This is a genomic window from Colwellia sp. (genome assembly GCF_013215345.1).
Classification (GTDB): domain Bacteria; phylum Pseudomonadota; class Gammaproteobacteria; order Enterobacterales; family Alteromonadaceae; genus Colwellia.
This window is the reverse complement of record NZ_JABSOV010000011.1, coordinates 23,657-49,587: the sequence shown is the minus strand read 5'-3', so window position 1 is coordinate 49,587 and position 25,931 is coordinate 23,657. Positions and strand designations below refer to the sequence as shown.

Below are 25,931 nucleotides of genomic sequence, written 5' to 3'. Positions count from 1 at the left end.
TAATTTAGCATAAATCTTATGCAAAACGAACTACTTCGCTTTACTAAAGTGCAGAATAAAAGGCCAAGTATTATTTCAGATCAATATACCTGGCATAGCTCGCTGTTATTCATATACTTTTCTATGGGCTTTAATAATATTTTGCCAAGGAAAATCTCTAGCGCCTAAACTAACAAAGTCGGGGTTAAGTAAGCTTTCACGCTTATTATAACTTAGCGGATTAAACTCACTATCGATAATATCTCCGCCGGCTTGCTCTAAAATACACTGGCTAGCACCGGTATCCCACTCACCCGTAACGCCGATACGCAAATAACAGTCAGCGCCGCCTTCAGCGATAAGACAGTTTTTTAATGAACAACTGCCCAAAGCAACGTAGTCATAATCGTAATCATCATTTAAATATTGCCCCATCAATTGCAGTTGCTGACGGCGACTTATAGCGACTTTAATACGGCGACTTTCTTGGTACTCGGCTACACGAATCGCATAACTAGCCTGACAATTATCTTTAAAAGCACCAAGGTTTTTTTGGCCATAATAAGTCAGGCAATGATCAGGGGCGTGAATAACGCCAAGGGTTGGCCAGCCATTTTCAACTAAGGCGATGTTTACCGCAAAGTCGCCACTACCAATAATAAATTCACCGGTTCCATCTATAGGGTCGAGTAACCAATAACGAGACCAATCTTTGCGTTCGCTGAACGGCACTGCCCCCACTTCTTCTGAAATAATAGGAATATCAGGTGTCAGTGTTTTAAGCTGGTCCATGAGGATATCGTTTGCTGCTATGTCGGCACTGGTAACCGGACTTTCATCGGCTTTCATTTCTGCGGTATAGTTTCCCTGACGATAATATTTCATTACTTCTACGCCAGCTTTTTTAGCACTTTCTAAAGCAATGTTTAGCAATTTATCTTGGTTCATCTTTACACCCCGTTCAACGTTGCTTTAGTACATTATTGATTTTCAGTTCATTGAAAGTTAATTTTCAAGAAAATCTCGTACCAACATTAATGCTGCAATACTGCGTGCTTCGGTAAAATCTGTTTGTTGTAATAGTTCTTTATAGTCTTTAATTGGCCAAGATACCACTTGTAAAGGCTCAGGCTCATCACCTTCAAGCTCAGCACTATAAAGCTGCTGAGCTAAAAAAATGGTCATTTTTGCATTAAAAAAAGCTGGGGCCATCATAAGTTCAGTCACTTGCTGTAACTGCTCACTACCATAACCAATTTCTTCTTGTAGCTCTCTATTTGCTGCCTGATGAGGGAGTTCGCCTTCGTCTATAAGGCCTTTAGGGAAACCTAATAAATAACTATGGGTGCCGGCACAATACTCTCTGACTAATAATAATGTTTCATCGTCAAGCATAGGTACTATCATCACCGCACCACGACCAGAGCCCATCATGCGCTCATATTGCCTTTCTTCACCATTGCTAAAAGTTAAGTTTACTTGCTCAATAGCAAATAAGGCACTTTTAGCCACTTGTCGACGATTAGTTATGATAGGTAGTTGATTGTTATCAGCCATATAGCTAGCTACTTAAGTTATTTTTATTCATTAGATATCACTATAATGACACGATAAACAATACTTTTGGAATAGCAAAATGCTAATATTTATTGCTCTACAATTTATTTTAAGGAATGGCCAATATGGCAAACATTAATTGGTCAGAAATTTCTACCGTGTTGATTGATATGGACGGTACTATTTTAGACTTACACTTTGATAACCATTTTTGGCTAGAGCATCTGCCATTACGTTACAGTGAAAAAATGTCGATCTCGCTAGAGGCAGCAAAAGTAAAATTAAAAGCTGATTACTTAGCCGTTGTTGGTACGATTGAATGGTATTGCCTCGATTACTGGTCTGAGCAAACCCAAATGCCAATTAAAGAGCTCAAACGCGAAATTCAACATTTAATACAATTACGCAGTGACGCCAAAGATTTTTTATTAGCGCTAAGAGCCAGTGGTAAAGATATTGTTATGGTGACCAATGCTCATCCAGAAGCTCTGTCACTTAAAATTGAACGCACTCAATTAGATCAATACTTTGATACTTTATACTCTACCCATGAATTTGGCGTCAGCAAAGAGTCACAGTTATTATGGCAACGCCTGCAAGACAAACATGGCTTTGATTGTGATAGCACACTATTTATTGATGATAGTATCGAAATACTCAAGTCTGCTCAGCAGTACGGCATTAAGCACTTACTGGCCATTGCCAACCCTGACAGTAAAAAAGCAGCGACTGTTATTACTGATTTCCCCGCTATTACTAACTACGATGGGTTAACTGCACAGTTAAAGTTACTTAGCTAATGTAACCCTTTCGAATTAATGCAATTACCCACCTATGATAGATAGCATATGCAGAACACAGGTGCACTGAAGCCATTATATTGCCAATCACAACGAAGTTATAGCAAGTTACTAACTCAGGGTCCATAAGGTGGATCCTGCTCACAATTTAGTACTGAAACTAAAGGTAACTATCTTTTTTAAAACAGAACTTATTTGTTCTAATAACAGCTAGAGGCACGCTAAATAAAAACGGTTATGTTAAATGAGTAACCGAGCATCGCTAACGAGGCACCAGTACTAAAGCTTTCTGAATACTCAGCAATAACACTATCAATCAGTCCTGTTTAATAGCCGATGTTAAAGCGATACTCTCTAGCAATCAATTACAAAATAATTGAGGACACCTTCTAGAATGGAACATTTGGTATAGATTACTAAAATATTAAGGTATATTTACCGTTATAACTAGCTCCCCTATTTATAAGTTTTTTTGATGAAGAAAAACCTTGTTACGCTAATAGTGATAGTTGATTATCCCCCTATGCCACACCAAATATCAGTATGCGAAGTATTCAGCAGCACGTTACCAAGGTCAATCTGTTGCTATGTCTGAATTAGAGTTAATCTATAAAATCAACTTTCGCAGGGAAGTAAATGCCTTTGCGGGTATAGGTAAAGCAACCAATGAATTTTCCACCAGCCCTAGCCGGGTTAGTAAGGGCGCAGGTTTTAGATACCTAATTGCACGTCGTTATGATTTTAATATTGGCATCGATATTGCCAAAGGCCCTGACGATAATGTTTTCTATATTCAGGCTGGCAGTGCTTGGTAAAGAAGACAATAAACACCCGCAATGTAATGGTACTTATTGTGAGTAAAATGAGACTTACTCACTAAAACTTCTTCCTGAAAACTCACTGGTAAATTTTTCTATTGCACCGTGTTTTTGCAGGGTAACAAACACCGTTTTACCATCAATACCGCCAAAAGCAACATTGGTCGGGAACTTCCCCTTGAGTTTCACTTCACGTAATAACTTGCCTTGTGGTGATACAATAGCGATTACCCCTTTACCATAACGAGCAATATATAAATTGCCTTGTTTGTCAGTGCGCATACCGTCCATGCCGTGCTCCTTAAAACGAATCAATAAACGTTTGTTACTAATACTGCCATCGGCTGCTAATTGATATTGCCACACATTACGCTGCACACTTTCGTTCACGTATAAGGTTTTATTATCAGGACTGACTTCAATACCATTAGTAGTACCCATATTTTTTTCCAGTAAAAGCACTTGACGATCGCTACCAATTCGCCATAACTGGCCGCTGTTATCAGACCATTTAGGATCACTGGCAAACAAGATACCATTGCCCATAATGGCAATATCATTAGGTTGGTTCATTTTGGCGGAGTGTGCATAGACTTGCGCCGTGTTACTGTCCACTTTTACCACTAAAACATTATGATTAACATAATCAGCAATATACATATTGCCAGCTTGATCAAAACGAATACCATTACCGACAGAGCCATTTTTTAATACCGTAAATAACGTCACTTGGTTTTTAGCCGTTACTCGGCCAATAGTGCCTTCTTTTTGATAATTAACCACATACAAGCTGCCATCTTTAGCCACGGCAGGCCCTTCAATTCCTTGGGTAAAAGTACCATCACTGACCCAATCACTGCTTTGATATAAGTGAACACTGTTGGCAAGTGCTGACATGGTTACCGACATAAGTGTTGTTATGGCGATTATAGTCGCTAAGGTTAGCTGCTTGATGCTATTTTTAGCGGCTTGGACTGCTGTATTGGTAAACATATGGCTCTCTTTCTATCGCCCGCTTGAAAAGCGAGAACGTGCTGCTCTATGCAAATAATATCACGTGTTAACAGCATACTTATCAACACGTTACTGAACAATGTCTTTATCAACCGTTATCATGGCTGATTTTGGCGTACTTAGCTCAAAAACGACTTAGTTAATATAAATCAGATAGCACCAATTTTTCAGAGTTATTGTTTATAACATACGATGAAGACATAGTTAACTTTGCTGAATTTAACATTGCTAAATAAAGCTGAGCCGCTCCTAACAAAGCACTATTTTTTTGATGACTTTGTTCAATCACTAAATTTTTAATAACACTTTGATAAGGAAAAGCAGCAAGATTTTGCCACAACGAGTCAATAAAGAGATCGAAGGACTTAGCGACAGAACCACCAATAACAATGAGCTGTGGATCTAACATCAACAAAAGGTGGCTGACAGCAACGGCTAAATGTTGACCAAATTGTTCAAAAGCAATTAACGCTTGTTTGTCTCCTGCGCGAGCTTTCTTTGCTAATTCGGCACCACACTCAAGGTAGTGATTTTTAAAAAACTTACCTGAACAATAATCATCTAAACTACCATTCAAATAACTAAAATCACCAACTTCACCAGCACAGCCATTAGTACCGGCATAAACTTTATTTTGTAAAATAATACCAGCCCCCACCCCCGTACCTAAGCATAGGCCAATGATATCTTGATAGCCCTGAGAGTGTGTTAATGAGTATTCACCTTGCACAAAACAGTTAACATCGTTATTAACATAAACAGGCAGCGCTAACAAAGATTCAAGCTCATCTTTTAAATATACTTTTTGCCATGACTTTATGTTAACTGCATTAAAAACAATACCTTGCTCTACATCCACAATGCTAGGCACGCCAATAGCAACAGCGCAACTATCACTGTCTTTTATTTCATCAATACAGGATTTAATAAAAAGTATTGAATCTTTAACACTTAAAGTCGCATCAAAAGGTTTAACAATATTAATATCGATATGACCCGCTCGATAAAGGCCATAATTAATTTTTGTGCCACCTAAATCGATGACCACAATGGAAGACTGTTTCATAAAAAACCGTATCGTTATAAAATATAACAAGTCGAAAAAATCAGCTTTTTTACTTGTTATTAGGAATATTTGATAACACTATTTTGCCTTAAACAAACAAACACTGAGATACTTTCCTATCAAATATCAATACTATTCACTGACAGTTCTTGTCCGTTAGAATACAAACTAAATTATTGATAATATAAATAACATGATCAATAAAGCCGTAATAAGTAAGAGATTTATTACGGCTTATTTTTCGTTAAAGAGCTTATTCTAAGCTTTACTTTTTCGTCAATGTCATGGTGCGGCCAGCACGTTTTTTGTCGGTAGTGCGAGTACGTATTTCAATGGGTAAAGTCACGGTAACTGGTATTTTATATGGCAACCAAGCTGCTTGATTTTCTCCCAGCTGGCGATATTCTATTGGCAAGCCTTTAAGGGCAACATTGGCATTAAGCTTACCCGAAATAACTTTAGCACCAACCGTTGGCAGACGATAAAAAACACCAGCAAGGTCAAGCTTGGGTAATTCTTTTTCCGCTAACGTTCGTGAAAAATTTAACCACTGCTGATCGCGCTGTTGTTTTGCTTGTTCAGTAAAAACGCCTGTCTCTTTAGTAAAAACCTGCCCTGAATAATTATATGGCACTTGCCAGTCCGCTTGATGCCAAGCTCGTTCCGCCAATGACAGTAGCCTTGGATAAATCATATACTCAGCCTGATTATCACTACGCACAGTTTCACTCCATAACTGCCCTTGAATACCTTTAACGGTAAAACCTTTAGGTAACGGCTGATGGATAACTTTGCCCGTTTGGTCATGTTGTACTTCATCATTACTGGTAAAGCCTTTACCTAAAGTATCAAGGCGAAACTCTGCATGAATAGGTAAGTTATCAGGCATAAAATTAAACAATGATCGTGTTGTTACCCGTCTTGATGCCCAATTATAACCACGCTCTTTTGGATCGATTTGATAAGGAAAATCAAAATACAAAACATCTGGTGTTGATAAAATAATATTCCAATTTCGATGTGCTTGCTCACTTACTTGCCTATGAGCCCCCCCAGGTAATGTATCCCAAATATACGAATACACCTCCTCTGGCATTTTAGTCGCTGCAGTTTCTTTCAAACCATCATTCCAACCGCCAACAGCAATACCCTTATCAGTCACTATATGAGATACGCGTTCAATAAAATGCGCGCCAAGGTGTTTGGCATCACCAAATTCATTGGTTTTATCGGCAATAAGTGCTTGGCATACCGGCGATTCAAGCCATGCACCTGCGGTTTCATCCGCGCCAATATGGTAAAGTGCGAGTGGGTGTCCTGCTTGCTCATGCATTAGTTTTAAATCATCAAGCACACGATCAACAAAAGCATAGGTCGATTCCATGCAAATATTTAAGGTATTATCATTATAATTTTGAATAGAACTATATTGCGTTTTATCATCAAAATCGGATAATAAATAACGTTTAGCTTCTAACTCATTTTCTTGTTTCATATAATAGTGATACCGCGCTTCCATGGCTTTAATAGCCGCACGAGAATGCCCTGGCATATCAAGCGATGGGATCACTTGAATATAGTGCTTGGTCGCCAAGCGCAATATTTCTTGGTAATCTTCGACACTATAAAAACCGTCACTATCTGTTACACCTGCGCCGCCCAACTGTGGTTGTAAACAGGTTTTATCACTCAAATCTAAACAACGTTTACTACCCACTTGGGTTAATTCAGGCAAACTTGGCAAGGCTAAGCGCCAGCCTTCATCTTCTGCTAAATGTAGATGTAATTTATTGAGTTTATAAGCTGACATTTGTTTGATAAGCGCAAACATAAACGCTTTCGAATGAAAGTTACGCGCCACATCAACATGTTGACCACGATAGTCATAATGCGGTTGGTCATCTATTTTCACTAACGGTAGTGTAGTAGAACCTAAAGTAAGTAAACTGGCGATACTTTGCAATGCATAAAAAGCGCCGCTACTGTCTTGGGCATTAATATCAATGCCTTGGCCATTAACTTCCAACTGATAATGGCCAGCACGCCAATCCGGCTTTTTATCATCGTTTAGTACAATATTTATCGCTATACCGGTTTCACTCTCTTTTATGCCTAGAAAACTTAAACGCTCAGTGGCGGCAGCAATATCTTTTGTCTCGAGCCCTATTAATGAAACATTAATACCTGAAGATAGATCTAAACGAAACTTAGCATCGGTGACTTTCAAAGAGTTAGGCGTAGGAATAATCGCTAAATCAATCGCTTGTGCACCTAACTCAAGGTGATTAGGTTCATTGTCATATAACCACGACGTTGAAGCATACTGGTTAATATCATCAGGCGATGACTTTATTTGTTTCACTATATCAGTAAAAGGAGCTACCCACGGCTGCAGTTCCAAACCCGTATCAGCATCTATGCTAGTTTTGGTACTAACAATTACTGCTGGTGATAAGTCAGTCGCTGATAACCAATAGTTGGGCATCAATTCAGACTCTGTTATTAACGTGCTTTTCACCCAAAGTTTTACTTTTTTGATTTCACCAGCAGTAAAACCACTAAAGCCAGCTTTAGCAGTGATTTGGTGAATATCACCGTTTAAATGCTGTAAATTGAAATCACTGCTTTCACTGGCATAACTTGGATACACTTGTGAAAAATTTATTTGCCAATCTTCATTTTCAGTAAAATAATTTGGGCTATTTTCTGACAAACTTAAGTGTATTTCTGCACTGTAACAATATTTAACCACTTCACCATGACGATCTGGGCAATCAGTTTCAATATTACTTAAAAAATGATACTTAACCTGCAAATTTTCAGCTAAAGCAGTCAATTGTTGCTGAGCCGTTAATGGTGACTCTGTAGCTATTGCTTCTACTTTTAACTGCTCGGTTTTAGCCGGTTCCATTTCCCCATTACAGGCCGTTAATAGCAAAGCAATGGCACTCAGCGCCGAGGCTGGGATGATATTTTTCATTAAATTAATACTCTTTTTTGATTAGCTTGAAGCAGCCGTCTTAGCATTATCGGCCGCTTTTTGGCCACGTTTAAAGACGTTAATAGTTTTATTATTGACTAACGGCTTAGCCCAAAAACCTATGGCAAAAATATAAGCTAACGTTATGTAAACCACTATCATGCCCATACGTAAGTCACCGGTTAAATCAGCCAACAACCCTACTAACGGTGTCGCTAAACCGCCACCAACAATACCCGTACACAAAATCCCAGCAAATGAGCCATGATGATCAGCTAATGAATTGAGTGCTAACGAAAAGATAACCGACCACATAATAGACAAGAAAAAACCCACTAACGGAAAAGCGATTAATGCTACCTCAGCGCTACCAAATAAGGCAGACGTTAATGAAATAAATGCGCCTAGAGAGAATGTTTTCAATACTAAACGGCTATCAAAAACCTTCAATAAAGCCAAACCTAAAAAGCAGCCTAAGGTTAACATCAACCAGAAATCACTGACCGTGTTGGCGCCTACGGTTAACGGATCCAAACCATGATAACGCTCTAAGAAAAGAGAAATTGCATTGGCAACCCCTTGTTCGGTGCCAACATAAGCAGCGATACCGATGAAGAATAAAATAACGGTTTTGTTTTTAAATAACTGCGCATAAATCGCTAAGCCCCCTACTGACTCTTCATCAGTCAATGTTACTTTCGGCAGTTTAATTAATAGAATAAAAACTAACATAACCACAGACACCGCAGCAAAAACCCAATACATAGACAACCACGGCATATTGCTTGGCACCAAATGGTTCATCAAACCAATAAGCCCTGATGTTTCGCCTGCCGCCATACCTTGTACTAAATAACTATAAACCAGCGGACTTAAGGTCGCTGCCGCACCAAAAAGTAACTGCGCTAAGACAGAATAAAAAGCAAAATGCTCTTTTCCTGCTGAAACTCTTAATAAGGGGTTAATCGCCACTTGTAACATTGCCATGCCAGTGCCAATGCAAAACAATGAGGCCATCGCCATAAAAAAACTTGGCACAAGTGCAAACAATAACGAGCCAAATGCTGACATAACAAATGCGCCAATCAACACCGGTTTTTCGCTAAACTTATCAACCAACAAACCCGCAGGAATTGACATTACACCATAAGCGGAAAAAAAGGAGAACGGTAAAAAGCCAGCAACCGCTAAGCTGATGTCAAAATCTTTTACTAAAGAAGGAAATAAGGGTCCAATAATATTAGTGATAAATGAGATAGCAAAAAAGGTCACCAAAACCAAAATCACTGCGATTATATTACTCTTCATGTTTAACCTCTTAATGTTCATTATCAATTACCCCTAAGCATAGAGATAATATTACTTAATTATTTTGCCGTGAATAAAAAACCATTGCTACACTTTTCAACCATCCTATGATACTTTTCTATTCAACATGGTAAGCAGAACTACATAATATGAAATTAATGTATGAAAAAGTGTTACCAACAGAAAACTCTTCTTGGCGGTATTGGCTTTATGAATTAGAGCAGATTCCCTTTAACTGGCACTACCATCCTGAATATGAAATTGCTTTAACACTTAATAGCCATGGTCAAAGGTATGTTGGTGACCATATTGAGAACTATGCTGATTTTGATTTAACCCTTTTCGGTCCTCATTTACCGCATACTTGGTGTAGTAGCCAAGCACTTGATGGTAAAGCACAACAAGTTTATGTGGCACAAATCCCAGTGCTTTGGCTTGAACAACTTACCGCCATGCCAGATTTAGTCTCGCTAAAACATTTATTAGAGTTATCACAACGGGGGATAAAATTTAGCACCACCGTCGCTAAAAAAGTCACTGCTATTTTTAAAAAGATGGCAAAAGCATCACCGACACAACGCTTTATTAGCTTAATAGAAATCTTACAGCTGATGGCAACTGACACCAATACGCAAATATTATCGAGTTCAGGTTACAATGTGGCCATTACTTCAGATCCCAGTACTGATAAACTCGATAAGATCATTCGTCATTTACATCAGCATTACACCAGTAATCTAAAAGCAGAAGTGCTTGCCCAATTAGTACACATGAGCACTAATCACTTTCATCGCTTCATTAAACAACGTACTGAGCAAACCTTCACCGAACTGGTGAATCAACTGCGCATTAGTAAAGCTTGCTCTTTACTCATTAATACAACAATGCCTGTTACTACGATAAGTGATACCTGTGGTTTTAATAATATTTCTAACTTCAACCGGCGTTTCTTACAGTTTAAAGAACTAACACCAAGTCAGTTTCGTAAGTTATATATTAATCGTTAGCAGACAGATAAATTTATCCACCATTAATGAAGAATTAACAGTAGATAAGTTATCATATTATTTATAATTCACTAAAAAGCGTTGGTGTAGCATCTGGCACCCAAACTGTTTGGGAGACATGTTCAGAGATAACTAAATAATCTTTGCCCATATAAGTAACAATATCACCATGATTGTAACGCATATTATTAGTCCAAACTTGACTTGGCGTGCTTTGCAGCCATAAATTAGAACTTGCATTAGGCGCCCAATCTGACTGTGCTGTATGGCTAATTTCTGCTTTATAGACACGATTCAAATAGGTTACATAATCACCTGATTCATAACTTTTCCCTTCTAGCCATTCTGGTGCATAATTATCCATAGTATCAAAGGTATAACCTGCATTTTTGGCTAACGTTATAAATTCAGCGAGTTTAGGGAGATTTAATGTCGCACCTTGACCTCGTTTACCGTCTTCAAATAAGAAATCATGGGTAAGAATAATCACTTTATCTGCATGCAAAGAATTTCCACATGGGAAGTTTTGTGTTTTAGAGTTTACCGGATTAATGCTAACTGGTGTGCAAGCGTTAATCGCAGAATCCACATAACTTAAAAACACATCGGCTTCTGTTAAGCTATTGGCAGGAAACGGAATTCCCCAGTTTTCAGGAGCCCAATCAACATCCCAACCATGAATCAAATAATTACTGTTCGCTAAAAGGTTAGATACCGCAATACCAGCAGCAGAGCTATTTGATGGATTTTCAGGGTCACAAACATAACCTGGCTCCCATGGCTTGAAATCATCCGAGGTTGCACATAAACCGTCACCTTTTAGTTCTGTACTTGAGCGCCAACCGTTGGTGTAGGGCAAGCGAGCTAAAACACTGCCTTTATAATTTGGATAACTTGTAATAGAAGGGATATATGAAGCAAGTACGGTTAAGTTTTTTGCAAACATGGAGGCATCGTACACGGGATCTTGATACGAATTAATTTGGTGGTTTCCTGTCGCATTACAATCAGCGCCACTCGTTGGACCAAAATCCTCAACACAGTTATGCACCATATGATCATAACTATGATTACCGATAACATGGCCTGAGTTCAAAGCATAAGTAAGCGCAGTAAGCGCTTGATCTTCATTTTCATCCGCAATACCGTCTAAGTGCCATGCATTAACATAAAATGTTGCCTTAATATTAGCGTTATTCAATGTATCGATTAATGCTGGTGTCGCATTCATAGGACCATCATCAAAAGTAAGATAGATAGTTCTATCATTAGCTTCAGCAAAAGTACTGGCTAATAAAGCAAAACTGATAGCACAAGTTAGGGATTTAATTTTCATTTCCATTCCTCAAAATTACGTTAAAAAACATTGGTAATCATAGTGTTCTAAAATCAACATTAGAGAACGCAACTATCTTAGAACGGAATATATCGACAAGTTATACAAATCAATCAAATGTGAATGTTTTTCTATCACAAAAAAATTGTCTTACCTATGAAAATACAAAATCTGTATTTAGCAACAATCCATAAGACTAAATACATAACTTTATTCAATACGATTAACTCTTAACTTATAACTATTTAATTCTGAAAATATTTACCTTTATTGGTACTCTTTCGACAAAATAAAAAGATAGACTGTTTAAAGGATGAAACGATATGAAGCCTAAATGTGGCAAAATGATCCCTTCAGATAATTGCTCTTGGCGCTTTGATGTTTTTGAGCTGCCGTTAAAGGAGTTTAATTGGCATTACCATACTGAATATGAGATTTGCTTAACGTTAAATAGCGAAGGTTCAAAACATATAGGCGATCACGTTAGTTATTATAATCAAGCAGATCTTGTCTTACTTGGTCCAAACTTGCCGCACAGTTGGCAAGCGAAGCCAATAAATAATGAAAAGAATTTAATCATCTATGTCGCACAAATCCCTGCAATCTGGTTAGATAACTTAGTTAGGTTAAACCCTGAATTGGCCGTATTAGCTAAAATGTTAACGCTGTCGTTACGGGGAATTGAATATAGCCCTACTACAACCAAACAATCCTTAATATTATTCAAAGCGATGGTAAGTGCCGAGCCTATTGAAAGGTATATCCTTTTACTTCAACTATTAACGTTGATGGCTAATGATAGAAATTACCAAGTTTTATCAAGCAGTTTTTTTACCTTTAGTAATAAAACAGACATTTCAGTCGATAAACTCGATAACGTCATTACTTATATCTACCAACATTATACTGATGTGATTAGAGCTGATGATTTGGCTTTAATTGCTCATATGAGCACCAATCACTTTCATCGATTTTTCAAACAACGTACCGAAAAAACCTTAAATCAGTTTATTACCCAATTACGCATAGGAAAAGCCTGTAAACTATTGATTAATACTAATACTTTAATTTCAGCAATATGCGACCAGTGCGGTTTTAATAATGCATCTAATTTTAATCGACATTTTTTGATGGTGAAAGGCATTACCCCGACCGAGTTTAGAGAAAGCATTAAAAATCCATCGCCTTTATAAACAGCTCTGTTTAGGTACTATTTATGGGTGTTCATTGTATATTTCAACCATAAATAAAGGCCGCTGCCCGACAATAAAATCAATAAGAGTGTAATAAAACTAACAAACAAGATAATGCCTTGAATTGAATCGCTCCATAACACAGCAGTATAACCACCAATAATATACGCGCCTAACCACCCAATGCTTACAGCAACAATAATTTTCACTCGCTTATTATTATCAACAGAATAAGCAAACTCTTAGCTCATGAGGGAAATTTTCGTAAGCGTATTACAAAAATAATGGGCATATATTTTGATCCCGTTGAGTTATTTTTTAACCTTTTTACGAGTAAACTGAATATTGACCACAAGTTTTACCTTACACATGTTGCCCTCTTGTTAGTCGTTATTTTTTATTCCACTTAGGCGCTTAATCACCACCCTCTATTTATATCTGTATATACAAGTAACAACTGGATTCCGCTATTATTTTTTCGTCTAACAAAAATGACAGCGTTCGACATTTGCACTCGATAAACGATAGGAAAGTATCTAGATATAATAGAAAAGTGTCACTATTGCACTAAAGGAAAGGTCAAAATGGTAGTGCTTAAATAATATGCAGTATAACTAATAATCTATAACTAAAATATATAAATAAAAACAACATGTTAAGGGTCTATCGTGCCAAATAAAAATTTTAAAAAGAGCTTGTTATCAACAAGTATTGCGCTAGTTTTTTCAACGGGTGTTAGCTCATATGCTATGGCCGCTGAAGAAGCTGCTGAAGTAAATAAAGACGATATTGAAGTAATTCAAGTATCTGGTATCCGTGGCAGTACTAAAGCCAGCATCAACGGCAAACGTTTCGCAACTTCACAGGTTGATGGTATCGCTGCAGAAGACATTGGTAAGTTACCAGATGTTACTATTGCTGATTCATTACAACGTATTACGGGTGTGCAAGTAGAGCGTACCGCTGGTGAAGGTGGTACTATTGCTATACGTGGTTTACCTCAAGTTGGCTCAACTTTAAATGGTGAAGTCTTTTTAAGTGCTACCACTATTGATTCATCAGGTGCTAACTTTGGTGATTTACCATCACAATTATTTTCAGGTGCTGATGTTTATAAATCATCTGAAGCTAGCCGCACTGCCGGTGGCATTTCAGGTTCAATTGACTTACATACTCGTCGCCCATTTGATATGGACAGCGGTTGGGTATTCAACGTTGGTGCTGATGTAACTCAAGGTTCTATTAGCCAAGAAGTAGATCCAAACTTAAACGGTTTAGTAAGCTATAACAGCGACCGTTTTGGTGTGTTGTTTTCTGCCGTTACCCAAGAAGTAACGTTAGCAACCGATTATAACGGTTACTTCGATACCTCTGAAAATGGCGGTATTGGCGCAGCAAACAACAGTCATACTTGGGGAGCTGGTCCAGAAAGTGGCCCTGTTCGTCACGTAGTACCACAAGGTTTTGCTGCATTTAATAAAGAAGAAACTCGTGAACGTCAAGGTTACCAGTTCTCTTTCCAAGCCGAATTAGGTGAAGGTTTCGAATTAACATTTGATGCGTTTTACACTAACCAAGACAGATTCAATAACCGTCAAGGTTTCTCACAAAACAACCGTTGGCATTCATTTAACGACTATGCGTTACCAGCAAATGCCGATAGCTGGACGGGTGATACTTTCACCGATGAAGAAGGCAATGCTTGGGGCGCAGTTAATGACTTTAACTTAAAACCTTGGCGTATGCAGACCTTTACTCAGGTCAACAACAACGAAGAAACCTCGAAAAACTTTAACTTAGAATTAAACTACAACAATGGCGGCAACTTAACAGGTCAAGTACGTATGACACGAGCAAGTGCTGAGTCAAGCATGCGTCATGGTTACGGTGAAGGCGATATGCTTAATATCGATCACACAAGTTTAGTAACAGGCCCTGGTCAATTTACCCAAACAGAAAACTGTGGTGCTGATGATACAATTGTTGGTGAAAGTGGTGGTTGTTACGGAACATTCGCACCCGGCGGTATCGCTGACGCTGATTTCTTAATTCGCTACAATGCTCAAGGTGAAAGCCCTGTATTTAGTGGTTTCGATCAAATGGTTGGCGGCGGTCAAGGTATGCAAAGTGTTGCCGCTTACATGGGTAACTTAGATTCATACCATGTTGGTGCATTCTCATCTGAAGGTAATACTGACGATAGAGCTGAAATCAATACTTTTAGTACTAAGTGGAATTATGAATTTGATGATATGCCATTTATTACTAGCGTAGATTTTGGTGTTCGTTACATGGAACGTGAAGTAGATCACGACCAATTTACTTATACCTCTACCTTTGGTGATGGCTGTGATATCGCGCAATGGAAAGCGGTCGATCAATACCATACAACATCAACGTGTGAAGGTAACCCTGCTGCAGGTGAATACTTAGAAGTAGATGCTGAACACGATGGCGAAACGATTGCTGCAGGTACTTGGGTTCCTTATACTTTATTAGCGCCAACGGCATTAGATAAACATACTACGGTTAGCGAAATTTCTAACTTTGGTAGCGTGCAAGGTATTCCTACCATGTGGGCAATTGATCCAAGTAACTTTAGTGATCCTCGTCAATTCCACCTAGATACTTTTGGTAACGTGCAACGTACTGAAAATGGTGGCGCAACTTACGATGTAGGTTTAAACGAATTTACTTATTTCTTACAAGCTAACTTCGAACAAGGCATTGTTAGTGGTAACTTTGGTTTAAAAGTTATCGAAACCGACCTTTATGTTAAGCAAAACCTTACAGGTACTAACTTACCACATTCTGGTTTAGGTCCTGATATTGGTGATGCGGTAACTGATCGCAGTTACACTGATTACCTACCTTCATTAAACGTAGCGGTTGCTGCAACTGATGATATTATCTTCCGTGGTGCTTACTCTAAAAACATGCAGTCGTTAGATCTTGCAAGTTGGGGTGGTGGTAAAACAGTGGGTAAAGTAATTAATGCTGACTGTAACTGTTTACGCGTAGTTAACGGTAACTTAACGGGTAACCCAAGCTTGAACCCATGGCGCTCAGAAAACTTATCACTAACTGCTGAGTGGTATAACGGCGACGCTTCTATGATGTTCGTTTCAGCGTTCAACATTGATATCGAAAGCTTTACCGAAGGCGGTGAAATATTAGTAGATGAGCCTGATGAAGATGGCATCAAACGTGGTCCTTGGCCTTTCACTACTCAAGTACAAGGCGCTGGTGGTAGTGTAAACGGTCTTGAATTAGGCGCTAAAGCTGCCTTTAGTGACTTTATGGATGTTGCATTCCTTAACAATATGGGTATTGATGCTAACTATACTTTTACTGATAGTTCTCAAGAAAACAAAGATGTTAATGGCGGTGACTTACCATTTGTTGGCATGTCAAAAGATACTTACAACTTTGTTTTATGGTATGAGCAAGAGTCGTTCTCAACACGTTTCGCATGGAACTCTCGTAGCCCGCGTTTAATCACGCAAGGCTCACAAGGTGCTGTTGGCGGTCAATCACTTTATCAAGATACTTATTCACAACTTGATTTCAGTGCTACTTACTCAGTAACTGACTATGCTGATATTTATGTATTTGGTTCAAATATTTTGGAAGAAGTTCAACAGACTTATCTTGAATTCTCAGACCAAAAAGCGTACCGCAACGAATATGAAGCGCGCTGGACTGTTGGTGCTCGTGTAACTTTCTAATTGAAAAGTTAAACAAGCTCTACTAAGTAGTTCTTTTATTAAGGCTACTTAGCTTATATAAACTGATTAAAAAACGTCACAAGAAATTATGACGTTTTTTGTTTTTAATCACTATTAAATAATTAATATTGTTTTAAATCAAGAATTACATACCTTACCTGATAGATTTATTACTTAATTTAACACCCAAAACACACCATGATATCGGTGTGAAAAAGCAAGGTTATCTGATGAATATTGGCTCTAAATTAGTTAAATCTGTGGTCATTGTTGGCGGCGGTACTTCAGGCTGGATGACAGCCGCAGCACTGAGTCATCACTTTAAAACACAGTTCCCCCAGCATACGCCAAAAATCACGGTCGTTGAATCCTCTCAACTCGGTACCATTGGAGTCGGCGAAGCGACTATTCCGACCTTGCGCCGTTTTTATAAAAAACTCGGTTTCAGCGATATAGAGGTGATTAAAGCCACCAATGCCACTTGTAAATTAGGTATTGAATTTAAAGACTGGCAAGGTGACGGTAATAGTTTTGTTCACCCCTTTGGTTTATTTGGTCAAGGAACTAAAGAAGTGCCTTTTCATCATTACTGGCTTAAAGCACAAAAAAAACACCCCAGTGATTTAAGTGATTACTCGCTGGGTGTAAATTTAGCGCAGCAGAATAAATTCTTCTTTCCCGCAGAAACGCCTACAAGTCAATTGGATGTATTCGATTGGGCCTTACATTTTGATGCCGTACTATTTGCCAATTTAATGCGAGACTACTCGGTTAAACAAGGGGTAGAAATAGTTGATAACTTTATCGAGCAAGCTCAAATCAACAAAGGTACGGGCGACATCGACAGCATAACCTTTCAAGATGGTCGCAATATAACAGCGGATTTATTTATTGATTGTTCGGGCTTTAAAGCGCTGTTAATTGAAGGCGCATTAAAGACAGGTTACGACGACTGGAGCCACTGGTTATTATGCGACAGAGCCATTGCCGTGCAAAGTAGAAGCACACAAGCGCCAATAGCTTGTACCATAGCGCAAGCGCAAAAAGCCGGTTGGCAATGGCAAATACCATTACAATATCGCATGGGCAATGGTTATGTTTACAGCAGTAAATACAGTAGCGATGAAGACGCCAAAGCAAGCTTATTAAGCAATATTGATGGTGAATTACTGCATGAACCACGCAGTTTTTCTTTTACCCCAGGTCGACGTAAAAAGGCATGGAATAAAAACTGTATTGCTGTTGGTTTAGCCTCAGGGTTTTTAGAGCCATTAGAAAGCACCAGCATTGCCTTAGTTGAAACCGCGATTGATAAAATATTATTAACCTTTAATAAAAGCTTGCCTGAATATAATGTGCAAGATGTCGAACGCTTTAACGAGGTTAATGCGCAAGAATATGAACGAGTACGCGACTTTATTATTTTGCATTATAAAATAAACCAGCGCACTGATAGTCCTATGTGGCAGTATTATCGTGATATGGATATCCCGAAAACCTTGCAAGATAAAATGCACAAATTCAAACAAGACGGTACTATCGTGCGCTACCCATGGGAAATATTTGGTAGTGATAGTTGGTTAGCTATATTTAATGGTTTTAACTTTATGCCTGACCGTTATGATCAACGTGCAGACAAGATGGACGCTGATTACTTAACTGAACACCTAGAAAAAATGCGTACGATGGTGCAATCGCAAGTCGATAAATCGCCAAGTCACCATGAGTTTTTAACGCTACATTGCCAATATAAAAGCAATTTTTAATTTAAACCCAACCTACTATCACTGGAAAAACGTATGCAAGTCACACAAGATGCCATTAAAAATTTTGTTATTGTTGGTGGTGGAACCGCTGGCTGGGTAGCTGCCGCCACACTGGGTAATATATTTAAAGATAGCGATGTTAACATTACGCTAGTTGAGTCTAAAGAAGTCGGCATTATTGGTGTCGGTGAAGCCACTATACCGCCGCTTCTTGATACCATTCGTAGCTTAGGCATAGATGAAGCTGAATTTATTAAAGCCACTCAAGCGAGTTTTAAATGGGGTATTCGCTTTGAAAATTGGCGTAAAAAAGATCATGCCTATTTTCATCCTTTCGGCGTATTAGGGCAGGAAATTGATGGACATGATTTTTATCAGTGTTGGTTAAAGTCAAAAGCAGAAGGTGATAAAACCCCGTTAATGGCGCACTCACCTGAGTCAGTCCTGTCTGATCACAACCGCTTTTTCTTACCGTTTAATGCGATGGGTACACCACTAGCAAGCGCCCATTATGCTTTGCATTTAGATGCGATATTAGTGGGGCAATATCTGCGTAAATTCTCAGAAAGTATTGGCGTACAGCGTATTGAAGGTCATGTAGAGTCAGTTGCCAAAAATGATAGCGGCTTTATTGATAACATTACCTTAAAAGATGGTCAGCAAATAACTGGCGACTTCTTTATTGATTGCACGGGTTTTAAAGGGCTATTAATAGAGGGGATTTTGAACACAGGTTATGACGATTGGTCTGAATATTTACCCTGCAACCGAGCGGTAACAGTGCAAACTAAAAATACTGGCGAAATCACTCCTTATACAACGTCACGCGCGCAAGATGCTGGCTGGACATGGCGCATACCACTCCAGCATAGAACGGGCAACGGTTATGTTTTTTGTGATAAATATTGCAGTGACGAAGAAGCCATTGCGACATTATTAGCCAACATTGAAGGTGAGCCGCTTACCAAACCAAAAGTGATCCCTTTTGTAACGGGCATGCGCAAACAAGCATGGAATAAAAACTGTTTGGCGTTAGGTTTAGCGCAAGGTTTTGTTGAGCCCCTAGAGTCGACCGCGATTCATTTAGTATCAAAAACACTGGCCTTTTTTGTGCGTATGTTTCCTGACAAAAACTGCAATCAAACATTGGTTAATGAATTAAATCGCCGCGTGCGCGCTGACTATGAAGAGATCCGTGACTTTTTGATTTTACATTACTGCACTACTGAGCGCGATGACACCGAATTTTGGCTTTATTGTCAAAACATGGCTATTCCAACAAGTTTGCAACAACGCATTGATTTTTTCAAGGTTGCTGGCGGCTTAAAACCGGGTGCTGAAGAGTTATTTCAGCCCACCAGTTGGTATGCGGTATTTGACGGCATGGGTATAATGCCAGCTGGGTATAACCCAACAGTGGATGCTTTAGATTATAAAAAATTAAAGATGAGCTTAACGGCTGGTAAAAATGCCATTGTTGAGGTGGTGAAAAAACAGCCCAGCCATGATGAGTTTTTACAGAAATACTGCCCAGCACCCACACCTGAATAAAGTTAACACTAAAAACGCGCTAATTATCAACTAAGCAGCGCGTTTTCTTTTATATTCCATAGCATAAGTACACTAAAAAACTATAGTTCACACCGCGATCGGCAATGTTTACTGATAAAGTCTTGATGCGACATCGCCTGCTGAGCAGCGCCCGCCATTGAGTTTCGCATTTGCGCCAACTTAGCTTCAATAACACTCACATCAACATTTTGAATACGCACATCGTAGCGCTGTGGCACCACATTAAAGCCGTGGTACATCGACAACCAACTGGCGCGTTCAAAAGATTCATGATCATGCATCACCACATGTCCTTGGCTTTTAAACACCTCAACTTTATGCGCTAAACTATCGGGAATTGCCATGTTCTGGCAATAACGCCAAAACTCAGTATCATCACGGGCGCTGAGTTTGTAATGCAGCACTAGAAAATCAACAATGCGGTCTAACTCGCAATTTTGTAAACGGTTTACTTCGGCAATATCGGCACTATTAAACGATTTATCAGGAAAGAAGGTTAATAACTTAGCAATGCCCGTTTGAATTAATGAAATTCCCAATGACTCTAATGGCTCAAGAAACCCAGCCGCCAAGCCCAACGCAAAACAGTTTTTATGCCAAGTAACTTTACGTCGCCCTACCGGCAAAGAAAACTTGCGTACCTCATTGATGGTTTTACCGTCAATACTGGCAAGTAAACTCTCTTGCGCGGCATTATCATCGGTAAATTTACTGCTATAAATGTAACCATTGCCCATACGATGTTGTAATGGTATTTGCCATTGCCAGCCTGAATCTTTTGCGATGGCTCGGGTATACGGGTTAGGATTTCCCACAAGTGTAGTTTGCACTGCTACGGCACTATCACACGGTAACCACTGGCTTAAATCGTCCAGTTCAATGCCCATAGCACCTTCAATTAACAGCCCTTTAAAACCAGAGCAATCGATAAATAAATCTCCGTTGATCTGACGACCATCATCTAAAGTCAGTGATTCAATAAAACCTGAGTCGTTATTTAAGTTCACTTCAGTTACGTTGGCTAAAATATGTTCAACGCCTTTTTTCACTGAAAAATCACAGAGAAATTTAGCGTACAATACTGCATCTAAATGATAAGCGTATGAGTATTCAGCAAGTGGATTGCTCGGGTTTGGGTTAGGTTGGGCGAATTTTCCCTGTTTGGCTAGCGCACAAGCAAAGCTGTAATCTTCTAAATCAACTTTGGTACCTTGCTGATTGAGCTTGTTAAGGTAATGATGAAACTCAACATTATCGACTTTCAAGCCGTAATCGGCAAAAGGATGAAAAAATCGCTCTCCCTTTTTATACCAATCTTCAAACTCAATACCTAACTTAAAGGTCGCTTGAGTTGCTTTGATCAGCTCAACTTCATCAATGCCTAAGTTACGATTGAAATCGACAATATTAGGAATAGTCGCTTCACCAACACCCACGGTACTAATGGTTGGCGACTCAACTAAAGTGACGGTAATATTTTTATCTGTCGCATATTTTAATAAGCTTGCCGCAGCCATCCAACCGGTAGTTCCACCACCAACAATAACAACTTTTTCAATTGCACCAGACATAATGTTTTTAACACCCAACCACGACGGAATAAAGAAATAAACTAACCTACACTCTACTATAAAGCCTTTAAAAAACAACTGTAACTGATGATATTAATACCGATAAAACCAAAGTAATTAGCTTGGATTAAACACTAATTTACCGGAAAAAGTCGCCGTGTAAAAACAAACAGAAAAGTATCAACATGTGATAGAAAAGTGTAACATTTCGGTGGCATTACACGGCAAACTGTCTAGGTAACAAGCGTAATTAATTTACACGAGCAAACATGCTAAGCAGCTTTTCCTGGTTGCTGAGCACGTTAATAGTTTTTCTAGTAAGGTTATCAAGTGGTTTCAATACTAGTTAAAATGCGAGCATTTAATTCGACTTTCCTGCTCCATTTTGGTTGGCGTTGTAATGACGCCAACTTTTTTTATACTTATACCATTTTGATTAAGTTTCTTCTCACTCAGCGAGAGTTAAAAGGCTTAGAGGCAAGGCATTGATTGAAGAGAATGGTTATTCCATTGTCAAAATCAATAACGTAGCATGTAAGCCTTTTAAACTCGCCCTGCGGGAGATTTTCAGCGATTAGATAACCGCACTGAATTTCTTTCATATAGAGTGACTATATGCAAAAAAATTCAATTTGTTCTCAAAACGCTGACAAGCTCTGAGTGGGAACAAACTTAGTCAAATTGGTATTACTTTATCCGACTTAAAGAGTAAAAAATAGCCATAAAAAAACACCGCAACCTCAAAGAGAGTGCGGTGTTTTTATTAATAACTTAATCGCTATAGCTTAACGCTATGACAAAGTTATTATGCTTCAGCGATAACTACAACTTTGATGCTAGTATCAACATCAGTGTGTAAGTGAATAACGATTTCGAATTCACCTGTTTCGCGGATAGCACCTAATGGTAAACGTACTTCAGCTTTAGCAACTTCAACGCCAGCTTCAGTGATCGCATCAGCGATATCACGAGTACCAATAGAACCGAATAATTTACCTTCGTCACCAGATTTTGATGCGATAGTAACTTCAGCTAACTCAACAATTTTCGCTGCACGAGCTTCAGCTGCGGCTAATACTTCAGCTAATTTAGCTTCGATGTCAGCACGACGAGCTTCAAAGTGCTCAACGTTAGCTTCAGATGCAAATACTGCTTTACCTTGTGGTAATAAGTAGTTACGTGCATAACCTGATTTAACAGATACCTTGTCACCAAGGCCGCCTAATTTGGCGATTTTGTCTAGAAGAATTACTTCCATAATAAACCCCTTTTAAGCTTACTTGTGTAAGTCTGTGTATGGTAACAATGACAAGTAACGAGCGCGTTTGATCGCACGAGTTAATTGACGTTGATATTTAGCAGCAGTACCAGTGATACGGCTAGGAACAATTTTACCACTTTCAGTGATATAGTTTTTTAAAGTAGCAACATCTTTATAATCAATAGAAGTTGCGCCTTCCGCTGTGAAGCGACAAAACTTACGGCGTCTAAAAAAACGAGACATGGAGTTCTCCAATATGGTTTTATTTAAATAACGATTCCGTTAGTAAATAAAGCCTAATTAATCATTTCAATTTGCTGGGCATGTAACACTAAAAGCGGGTTTCCGTTTCTAGATTCGTGGCGGTTGATAAAACCACTCACTTTTACATTTTGTCCAGCAACTAATTCACGTGTTAAGTGTGATAATTTACCTGTAGCAACAACTTGTATTCTGACAAATGCTTGTCGATTCATGCCGGCTTCATTTTGTATAGACTTATGGTCTATTGAAAACTGACTATGAGCAATACCAGCTGGGCTAGTTGACTGTTTTGGTGTTCTTACTACCTCACCAACCAACACTAGGCAATTCTCTTGCGAGAGCATCACAAATTACTTATTCGCTAGCAGCTTCTTCAGACTTCTCTTCTGTAGAGACTTCTTTAGCTTCAACTGGCGCAGTAGTAACTTCTTTCTTAACTTCGCGACGGTCATCACGACGATCGTCACGACGGTCATCTTTAGCAGCAGCCATAGGCGATGCTTCAGTTACCGCGTCTTTAGTACGCATGATCATGTTACGAATAACAACTTCGTTATAACGGAAAGCTGTTTCTAACTCATCAATAACTGACTGTGGCGCTTCAATGTTCATAAGAACATAGTGTGCTTTGTGTAGTTTATTGATTGGGTATGCTAATTGGCGACGGCCCCAGTCTTCAAGACGGTGGATTTTGCCTTCAGCAGCATTAATCAAGTCTGTGTAGCGCTGGATCATACCAGACACTTGTTCACTCTGATCAGGGTGAACCATAAATACGATTTCGTAATGACGCATTACGAGCTCCTTACGGTTGTAGCCTCATAGTCTGGCTCAGCCAACACCAGTTGAGGCAAGGAACAAAAAGTTCAGGCTGAATTAAGGAGGCGTATTGTAGGGAAAACAAGCAATAAAAGCAAGTAATAGATAAGTGCTAATAGCAACAGCTTAAATTTACCTTTGCTTAGCTAAAGTGACTATATACCAATTCCAATAAGTTTCTTCCAATTCAGCGAGAGTTAAAAGGCTCAGAGGCCAGGCATTGATTGTAGATAATGGTTATTCCCTTATCAAAATCAATAACGCAGCATGTCAGCCTTTTAAACTCGCCCTTGGGAGTTTTCCAGCCATTCGATAACCGCATAAAATTTCTTTCATATAGAGTGACTATATGCAAAAAAAGTTCTATTTGTTCTCAAAACGCTGGCAAGCTCTGAGTGGGAACAAACTTAATGGACTTGGTATTAGCCTATGGGTTCGATATTGACAATTGCTGAGCGATTCAAGGTGATTTTAAAACGTTGCAATGATTCTTCGCCTTTATATACATGACGTAATATAAGGTTGATTTGATAACGCCGCTCAACCCCTTGGCTAGAAATTTTCTGGCCATCTAAACTATATAGTCGACCTGCGCCTTTTTTCAAAAAACGAACAAAAGGCGTTAAGTTAAAAAAGGTTTGTTGCTGAATTTCATCATAACCCGGTAAAAATTCTTTCGCCATAACCTTGTTATCACAGCGAAAATGCAATAATTGCGCATCTTGTTTGTTTTGCTGTCTGCGCTGCTGAAACAATGCATTCACTGACTTAGGCAAATCTTTACTGCTGATATATTCTAGCCACAGAATTTGACTTAAAACCCGCTTTTTGGTGACGCTATGGGTAAATAGATTTTGCCATTTAGGTCGGCCTTTTTGAATTTTACGCCATATTAGACTGGTTAAGTCCTCTTTAAAGGTTTCTCGTAAACCATAAATAAGGCCAAGAAAGGCTACTAACGCCACTGTCACTTCGGTAAAATTCGAACGAGCATTCAATACCAACACCATAACAAAAGCCATGATAATTGCGGTTACCACACCACGCACTAATCGCTTTAAGTTAAGGTTCAAATAACGGGTTTGCCGTTTAAAGACCACACCATACTCTATTAACCGTTGTAATAAACGCATTTTATTGGTGATACGGTTAGCGTCGTCTAGGGTAACTTGAGAGTTATATTTATTATCAACGCGATAGCTATTTTCACCTTTACATAAACTCAACAGCAACTCACGTTCAGGGGTAAATTCAGAACTCTTTGGCCCTAACGTTAATAACTTTAAAAATGATTGCTCTATATGCCAGCTTAAATAGTTGTCGGCATTTTCAAAAAAAGAGATAAGTTTGTTATCGGAGGGAGTATAACGTCGTAATTTTTTGGTCAAGGATTGCGTTTGCTCTGCCAACTCAATTGCCGCAGGATAAAATTCTTCCGCTGTTTTTAGCTTTAATGTTTGCTTGATATCGGCATCCAGTGCCTTTTTTACTTGGTAAGAATATAAATTAAGGTTTAGCCGGTAATCGCTTTGTTCACCTTTATTTTGGCTAATAAAACGGCTTCTGACTAACGGCAGGTGTAATTTATCCGCATAATAAGCACTATGGCTTTTAATGTTGGAGTAAAAAAATTCTTCTTCGTTGAGGGTACTAGGATTGATGCCCATTTCAACCGGAAGTGAGAAGTAGAGATCGATACGCTGATAATCTTGCGGCAATAGCTGATGACTGACTTTGAATGACAAGTTTTCATCTTGGCTGAGTTTAGCTTTATTCACTCGTAGAAAAGACTCCTTATTTTTACTTTACTTAGCTAATAAATAATAATTAACAATCATTCTTTATTAGTTAAGCATAACAAAAACAAGGCTTTTTGATAGTCTTTTAAGCCG

The 25,931-nt window shown here is 38.8% G+C and carries 20 protein-coding genes; 7 read left to right on the top strand and 13 right to left on the bottom strand.

Annotation, left to right across the window (positions count from 1 at the left end):
* Positions 1 to 105: 105 nt before the first annotated feature.
* Positions 106 to 927: a 3'(2'),5'-bisphosphate nucleotidase CysQ gene (gene cysQ / locus HRT50_RS01965; protein WP_291610791.1), complete on the bottom strand. Its 822-nt coding sequence runs from the start codon at positions 925 to 927 to the stop codon at positions 106 to 108.
* Positions 928 to 984: 57 nt separating this feature from the next.
* Complete coding sequence (gene nudE / locus HRT50_RS01960) at positions 985 to 1,536, bottom strand: ADP compounds hydrolase NudE (RefSeq protein WP_291610788.1); 552 nt, start codon at positions 1,534 to 1,536, stop codon at positions 985 to 987.
* Between the two features lie 125 nt (positions 1,537 to 1,661).
* Here nudE and yrfG point away from each other — a divergent pair, with 125 nt between their 5' ends.
* On the top strand, positions 1,662 to 2,336 hold the full coding sequence (gene yrfG / locus HRT50_RS01955; protein ID WP_291610786.1) for a GMP/IMP nucleotidase: 675 nt from the start codon (positions 1,662 to 1,664) through the stop codon (positions 2,334 to 2,336).
* Between the two features lie 509 nt (positions 2,337 to 2,845).
* On the top strand, positions 2,846 to 3,151 hold the full coding sequence (locus HRT50_RS01950) for a hypothetical protein (RefSeq protein WP_291610785.1): 306 nt from the start codon (positions 2,846 to 2,848) through the stop codon (positions 3,149 to 3,151).
* 54 nt (positions 3,152 to 3,205) lie between these two features.
* On the opposite strand, the gene HRT50_RS01945 is transcribed toward HRT50_RS01950, so the two are convergent.
* The 4 genes from HRT50_RS01945 to HRT50_RS01930 all read right to left on the bottom strand — a co-directional run bounded on the left by HRT50_RS01945 (position 3,206) and on the right by HRT50_RS01930 (position 9,522).
* Complete coding sequence (locus HRT50_RS01945; protein ID WP_291610860.1) at positions 3,206 to 4,063, bottom strand: SMP-30/gluconolactonase/LRE family protein; 858 nt, start codon at positions 4,061 to 4,063, stop codon at positions 3,206 to 3,208.
* A gap of 244 nt (positions 4,064 to 4,307) precedes the next feature.
* Positions 4,308 to 5,234, bottom strand: coding sequence for an ROK family protein (locus HRT50_RS01940; protein ID WP_291610783.1), 927 nt, complete (start codon positions 5,232 to 5,234; stop codon positions 4,308 to 4,310).
* A gap of 265 nt (positions 5,235 to 5,499) precedes the next feature.
* Positions 5,500 to 8,214 (bottom strand): family 20 glycosylhydrolase, encoded by a 2,715-nt coding sequence (locus tag HRT50_RS01935; RefSeq protein ID WP_291610781.1) that lies wholly within the window; start codon positions 8,212 to 8,214, stop codon positions 5,500 to 5,502.
* A 21-nt stretch (positions 8,215 to 8,235) separates the two neighbouring features.
* The gene (locus HRT50_RS01930; protein ID WP_291610780.1) at positions 8,236 to 9,522 is read right to left on the bottom strand and encodes an MFS transporter; all 1,287 of its coding nucleotides are present in this window, start codon (positions 9,520 to 9,522) and stop codon (positions 8,236 to 8,238) included.
* Positions 9,523 to 9,671: 149 nt separating this feature from the next.
* Here HRT50_RS01930 and HRT50_RS01925 point away from each other — a divergent pair, with 149 nt between their 5' ends.
* On the top strand, positions 9,672 to 10,529 hold the full coding sequence (locus HRT50_RS01925) for an AraC family transcriptional regulator (RefSeq protein ID WP_291610778.1): 858 nt from the start codon (positions 9,672 to 9,674) through the stop codon (positions 10,527 to 10,529).
* Between the two features lie 61 nt (positions 10,530 to 10,590).
* On the opposite strand, the gene HRT50_RS01920 is transcribed toward HRT50_RS01925, so the two are convergent.
* A complete protein-coding gene (locus HRT50_RS01920) occupies positions 10,591 to 11,865 on the bottom strand; it encodes a carbohydrate-binding protein (RefSeq protein WP_291610776.1) in 1,275 nt (424 codons plus the stop codon).
* Positions 11,866 to 12,188: 323 nt separating this feature from the next.
* On the opposite strand from HRT50_RS01920, the gene HRT50_RS01915 reads away from it, so the two are divergent.
* The 4 genes from HRT50_RS01915 to HRT50_RS01900 all read left to right on the top strand — a co-directional run bounded on the left by HRT50_RS01915 (position 12,189) and on the right by HRT50_RS01900 (position 20,103).
* On the top strand, positions 12,189 to 13,058 hold the full coding sequence (locus HRT50_RS01915) for an AraC family transcriptional regulator (protein ID WP_291610775.1): 870 nt from the start codon (positions 12,189 to 12,191) through the stop codon (positions 13,056 to 13,058).
* A 668-nt stretch (positions 13,059 to 13,726) separates the two neighbouring features.
* The gene (locus HRT50_RS01910) at positions 13,727 to 16,786 is read left to right on the top strand and encodes a TonB-dependent receptor (protein ID WP_291610773.1); all 3,060 of its coding nucleotides are present in this window, start codon (positions 13,727 to 13,729) and stop codon (positions 16,784 to 16,786) included.
* A 230-nt stretch (positions 16,787 to 17,016) separates the two neighbouring features.
* On the top strand, positions 17,017 to 18,552 hold the full coding sequence (locus tag HRT50_RS01905; RefSeq protein WP_291610771.1) for a tryptophan halogenase family protein: 1,536 nt from the start codon (positions 17,017 to 17,019) through the stop codon (positions 18,550 to 18,552).
* Between the two features lie 33 nt (positions 18,553 to 18,585).
* Positions 18,586 to 20,103 (top strand): tryptophan halogenase family protein, encoded by a 1,518-nt coding sequence (locus tag HRT50_RS01900; RefSeq protein WP_291610769.1) that lies wholly within the window; start codon positions 18,586 to 18,588, stop codon positions 20,101 to 20,103.
* A gap of 80 nt (positions 20,104 to 20,183) precedes the next feature.
* On the opposite strand, the gene HRT50_RS01895 is transcribed toward HRT50_RS01900, so the two are convergent.
* The 6 genes from HRT50_RS01895 to HRT50_RS01870 all read right to left on the bottom strand — a co-directional run bounded on the left by HRT50_RS01895 (position 20,184) and on the right by HRT50_RS01870 (position 25,817).
* Entirely contained in the window at positions 20,184 to 21,695 is a 1,512-nt protein-coding gene (locus tag HRT50_RS01895) for a tryptophan halogenase family protein (RefSeq protein WP_291610767.1), read from the bottom strand.
* Between the two features lie 805 nt (positions 21,696 to 22,500).
* On the bottom strand, positions 22,501 to 22,953 hold the full coding sequence (gene rplI, locus HRT50_RS01890; RefSeq protein WP_291610765.1) for a 50S ribosomal protein L9: 453 nt from the start codon (positions 22,951 to 22,953) through the stop codon (positions 22,501 to 22,503).
* Between the two features lie 18 nt (positions 22,954 to 22,971).
* Positions 22,972 to 23,199 (bottom strand): 30S ribosomal protein S18, encoded by a 228-nt coding sequence (gene rpsR, locus HRT50_RS01885; protein WP_019029522.1) that lies wholly within the window; start codon positions 23,197 to 23,199, stop codon positions 22,972 to 22,974.
* A gap of 53 nt (positions 23,200 to 23,252) precedes the next feature.
* Positions 23,253 to 23,564, bottom strand: coding sequence for a primosomal replication protein N (priB, locus tag HRT50_RS01880; RefSeq protein ID WP_291610858.1), 312 nt, complete (start codon positions 23,562 to 23,564; stop codon positions 23,253 to 23,255).
* A 10-nt stretch (positions 23,565 to 23,574) separates the two neighbouring features.
* Positions 23,575 to 24,015, bottom strand: coding sequence for a 30S ribosomal protein S6 (gene rpsF, locus HRT50_RS01875; RefSeq protein WP_291610758.1), 441 nt, complete (start codon positions 24,013 to 24,015; stop codon positions 23,575 to 23,577).
* Between the two features lie 446 nt (positions 24,016 to 24,461).
* Positions 24,462 to 25,817, bottom strand: a complete 1,356-nt coding sequence (locus HRT50_RS01870; RefSeq protein WP_291610756.1) for a hypothetical protein — start codon at positions 25,815 to 25,817, stop codon at positions 24,462 to 24,464.
* Positions 25,818 to 25,931: the final 114 nt, after the last annotated feature.